The organism is Streptomyces sp. P5F9, from assembly GCF_057961495.1.
The window spans coordinates 1-4,205 of the sequence record NZ_JBXVPZ010000650.1; the positions used below are offsets into that span (position 1 = coordinate 1).

Sequence of the window (4,205 nt, forward strand, 5' to 3'; positions counted from 1 at the left end):
CTCCGACGCCGAAGCCATCGCCCAAGCCCACCCCGCATCCCTCGGCGGCCCCGGTGAGTTATCCGCAGTACCACGCCCAGCCGCGTCCGCGGCCGGCCACCAACCGGACGCCGCCGGTCGTCTACGTCCTGCTCATCACCATGCCCGCGGTGGTCGCCATCGTCGCGCTGCGTCCCCGCTGATCCCCGGAGGAACCTCTTGTCGGAATGGCTTGTTCTCGCCCTCGCGATGGCGGCGGCCTGTGTCGTCGTCGTCATCATCACGTTCCTGCGCGAACGTTCGGCGTCCGAGGACGAGGACCCCAGTGAGACTCCGGACGTCATCGAGTACATGACGATGTGGATCGGCGTGGTGTACGCCATCGTCCTGGGCCTCGCGATCGCCGGTGTCTGGGAGGCCCGCAGCGCCGCCCAGGACCATGTCCAGGCGGAGGCGCAGGCGCTGCACGAGGTCTCGGAGCGGGTCCAGGCCTATCCGCCGGACGCCCGCGACCGTATCCGGGCCGACGTCAACGCCTACGTCTCACAGGTCGTCGACGTCGAGTGGAAGACGATGGCCGACCACGAGAAGCTCACCCAGCGCGGGACCGACCTCCTCGACCGCATCCGTCAGGACGTCACCGCCTACCAGCCGAAGACGGACTTCCAGGCACAGGCCTACCAGCCGCTCGTCGACCAGGTGGCCGCCGCGGACCAGGCACGCAACGCCCGCGCGGACTCCACCGGGGCGACCATGCCCTCGGTGGTGTGGTTCGGGCTGCTCGCCGGGGCCGTGATCACCATCGGCATGGTGTTCGCGCTGCAGATCCGGCGTACGACACGGGAGCTGATCCTCGCCGGGCTGTTCTCGGCGCTGATCGCCTTTCTGCTGTTCCTGATCTGGGACTTCGACGCGCCGTACAGCCGCGGTATCACGGCCTCGGCGCAGCCGTTCCTGAACCTCTTCCCGCACCTGAAGGACTGACGGCCCCTCACCGGAGCCGGTCGGCGGGGGACGTCCGCCACGCCGCGGGCGTCCCCCGGTCGCACGAACGGTGTCCCCTGTGCGGCCCACACCGTTGCCCCATTCGCGCGACTGCGATCGCGGGAGCGCACACATGTTCCTAGCGTTTCGGTCATCGAGGTGCATTTACGGCGCAAGCGGAAAAGGTCCGCTGCTGCTCCTCGGGGACCCGGAGGAACCACCATGCGCGCGATACGCGTCGCTTCGGCCGCACTGCTGGGCATCAGCGCCCTCGCCCTGTCCGCGCCGGTCGCCGTCGCGAAGGGCGACGGCAACCACAACATCACGCCGTTCGGCTTCAGCGTCCTGCCCTCGACGATCGCGGCGGGCGGCCAGGTGACCCTGCAGCTCGACCGGGACCAGGGCGGTTGCAAGGGCTCCGCCACGGTCTCCTCCGGGGTCTTCGACACCGTCAGGATCTCACCGGGGCAGTCCTCGGCGTCGGCGATGGTCGACTGGGACGCCAGGCCGGGCGCGGTGTACCAGGTGACGTTCACGTGTGACGGCGTGAGCGGCTCCACGGGTCTGACCATCGCCTCCGGCCGCACGAACAACAACATCCAGCCGCTCCAGCCGGCCCAGCAGATTCCGCGAGGGGTGCACGCCGGTGAGGGCGGCAGCATCGCCGGCTTCGATCTCAAGGAGCTCGGCATCGGCGCGGCCCTCATCGCGGGCTCGGTGGGCGCGGCCTACCACTTCTCGCGCCGGCGCACCGGAGAGGACGGCGCCTGACCACAGCCGCCACCCGCACAGGCCTTCGCCCCGGAACCCGCAAGGGTCCGGGGCGAAGGCCTGTCACATGCGCCTGAACTCCGAAGGGGAGGAGGTCAGATCCCGCGCTCGGTGCGGCGGCGCATCCAGAACACCCCGCCGCCCACGACGGCCGCGGCGACCAGGCCGCCGCCGATCGCCATGTCGGTCGGGGTCGCCCCGGCGCTGCTGCTGCCGCCGAGACCGCCGCGGACACCGCCGATGACGGTGTAGGCGGAGTCACGGGTCAGCGAGGAGCCGTTGGAGCAGCGGACCGTGATGCTGTACGAGCCCGGGGTGGCCGACCGGCTGATCCTGGCCGTTCCGCTGGACGTCGTACCGGAGCCGCCGAGCAGGGACAGGTTGGCGGGGCGTTCGAACCCCGGTGAGGTGGCGATGGCGTTGCCGCCGCTGAAGCAGCCGTCGACCGTGACGGTGAGCTGTCCGCCGCGGGCGATCACGCTGGGCAGGGCGACGATGTTGCTGGGGCTGGCGCCCATGCCGTCCGCGACGGCCACCGGGGCGGCGAGCCCCAGGACGGCCACCGCGGCACCGGCGGCAGCCAGGGCACGAGTTGTACGCATGTCATCCTCCGCGGAAGGCGCCCCGGGACCCGTCCCCGGTCGATCGGCGAGAAAACGCCTCCCAGACGCACCCTCAGATGCCTTGCACGCGCCCGCATTTCGAGAATGGTCCGTCCTGGTGAGAGGACACGCCGGAGGAAAAGCGCACAATCGGATATTGCCGCAGGTCACGGACCGTCAGAAAATTCCTGCGGGCGTCAACTCGTATGGCGCACATAAGGATGTCCGGGCCACCCGTTCGCGCTTTCCCCGTCGCCGGTTCCGGCTTCGGGACTTAGCGTTCTCGTATGCGCGATGGACGGGGCGACGGCCGCGTCGAGAGGGGATGGCGAATGTCTGCGTCGGAGCTGTCCGAGCTTGCCGAAGAGGAGGAGCGGCAGAAGAAGCGCGCCCCGTGGGGAGTGATAGCGCTTGTTCTGCTGACCGGTCTCGCGCTCATTCGGAACGGTTCGGGAGAGTTCGACGTGGGGCCACCGCAACCGGCCACGGCGGCCGCCGCCGATGCCCGTACCGGCCACACCACCTTCGGCAAGGTCCCGGCCCCGCTGCCGTACTCCGTCGCCGACCGGGTGCGGATCCCGGCGATCCGGGTCGACGCCCCGGTCATGCCGGTGGGCCTGGACGCGGACGGCTGGGTGGGCGCTCCGCCGCCGGAGGACCCGAATCTGGCGGGCTGGTTCACCGGCGCCGTCTCCCCCGGCGAAAAGGGCACGGCGGTCGTCGTCGGCCACGTCGACAACAAAATGGGCCCCGCCGTGTTCTACGGACTGGGGGCCCTCAAGAAGGGAAATCGCGTCGAGGTCGAGCGCAAGGACGGAAAGACGGCCGTATTCGAGATCTACGGCATCGAGGTCTTCGAGAAGAAGGACTTCCCCGGCGACCGCGTCTACGCGTCCAAGGGAACTCCGGAACTGCGTGTCATCACTTGCGGCGGCGGTTTCTCCAAGCAGAACGGCTACGACGGGAACGTCGTCGTCTTCGCCCGCCTGGTCGAGGTCCGCTGAGCGTTCCCCGGCCGGGCGGGCCAGGTCCTGTCGTCCCATTCCCGTCGTCCGCCCGGAGGCGTCAGGTGCGTGCTCTCGGTGTGCCGGGCCCGGACCCGCGTACTGGACGTACTCGGGTCCGGGCCCGGTGCGGCGAGAGTGCGTGCATGGCGCCTCCGGGCAGACGGGAATGGGACGACAGGACCTGTGATCCGTCAGGTGGTGGTGCGGCGGCGCGGCAGCGTCATGTGGTAGCCGGAGTCCAGCAGGTGCGGCAGGTATTCGCGCAGCGCCTTCACGCTCTGGGTCCGGTCGCCCCCGGCGTCGTGCGAGAGCACCACGACGCCGGGGGCGGCGCCGTCCTCGACCGCGTTGACGATGTGGGGGACGCCGGGGGTGTCCCAGTCCAGGGTGTCGACGGTCCACGCGAGGGGTTCCATGCCCAGCTCGGAGCCGAGCTGGAAGGCGGCCCGGTTCCAGGCGCCGTAGGGCGCGCGGAACCACTGCGGGCGCTCCCCGTAGGCGTCCTCGATGACGTCGCTGGTGCGTTCCATCTCCGAGCGGATCTGACCGCGGGTCATCTTGGTGAGCAGCGGGTGGGACCAGGTGTGGTTGCCGACGACGTGGCCTTCGTCGGACATCCGGGCGAGCAGGTCGCGGTTCCAGTCGGCCATCTCGCCGCACACGAAGAACGTGGCGCGGACGTCGTACTCGGCGAGGGTGTCGAGGATGTGCGGGGTGTAGCGGGGGTCGGGTCCGTCGTCGAAGGTCAGGACCATGGTGTTGCCGCGTCCGGACATGCGCAGGAAGGGTTCGTGCCGTACCGGGACGTGGGCGAGGGTGGTGTGGGGCGCGCCGTAGCCGGCCACGGGCTGGAGGCGGTAGG

General features: G+C 70.2%; 5 protein-coding genes and 1 pseudogene. 4 read left to right on the top strand and 2 right to left on the bottom strand.

Going from position 1 to position 4,205, the window contains the following annotated elements; all coding sequences use genetic code 11:
• From AC31A1_RS47700 to AC31A1_RS47710, 3 genes and pseudogenes are all read left to right on the top strand, one after another.
• Nucleotides 1–182, top strand: a pseudogene (locus AC31A1_RS47700) (hypothetical protein); the annotation flags it as partial.
• 16 nt (nt 183–198) lie between these two features.
• A complete protein-coding gene (locus tag AC31A1_RS47705) occupies nt 199–963 on the top strand; it encodes a bestrophin-like domain (RefSeq protein ID WP_489659318.1) in 765 nt (254 codons plus the stop codon).
• A gap of 222 nt (nt 964–1,185) precedes the next feature.
• Nucleotides 1,186–1,734, top strand: coding sequence for a hypothetical protein (locus tag AC31A1_RS47710; RefSeq protein ID WP_318020460.1), 549 nt, complete (start codon nt 1,186–1,188; stop codon nt 1,732–1,734).
• A 95-nt stretch (nt 1,735–1,829) separates the two neighbouring features.
• Here the strand turns inward: AC31A1_RS47710 and AC31A1_RS47715 are convergent, their stop codons facing one another.
• Nucleotides 1,830–2,336, bottom strand: coding sequence for a hypothetical protein (locus tag AC31A1_RS47715; protein WP_393756116.1), 507 nt, complete (start codon nt 2,334–2,336; stop codon nt 1,830–1,832).
• A 332-nt stretch (nt 2,337–2,668) separates the two neighbouring features.
• On the opposite strand from AC31A1_RS47715, the gene AC31A1_RS47720 reads away from it, so the two are divergent.
• The gene (locus AC31A1_RS47720) at nt 2,669–3,340 is read left to right on the top strand and encodes a class F sortase (protein ID WP_366491755.1); all 672 of its coding nucleotides are present in this window, start codon (nt 2,669–2,671) and stop codon (nt 3,338–3,340) included.
• Nucleotides 3,341–3,534: 194 nt separating this feature from the next.
• Here the strand turns inward: AC31A1_RS47720 and AC31A1_RS47725 are convergent.
• The coding region (locus tag AC31A1_RS47725) for a polysaccharide deacetylase family protein (RefSeq protein WP_489659319.1) at nt 3,535–4,205 on the bottom strand (671 nt) is incomplete at its 5' end.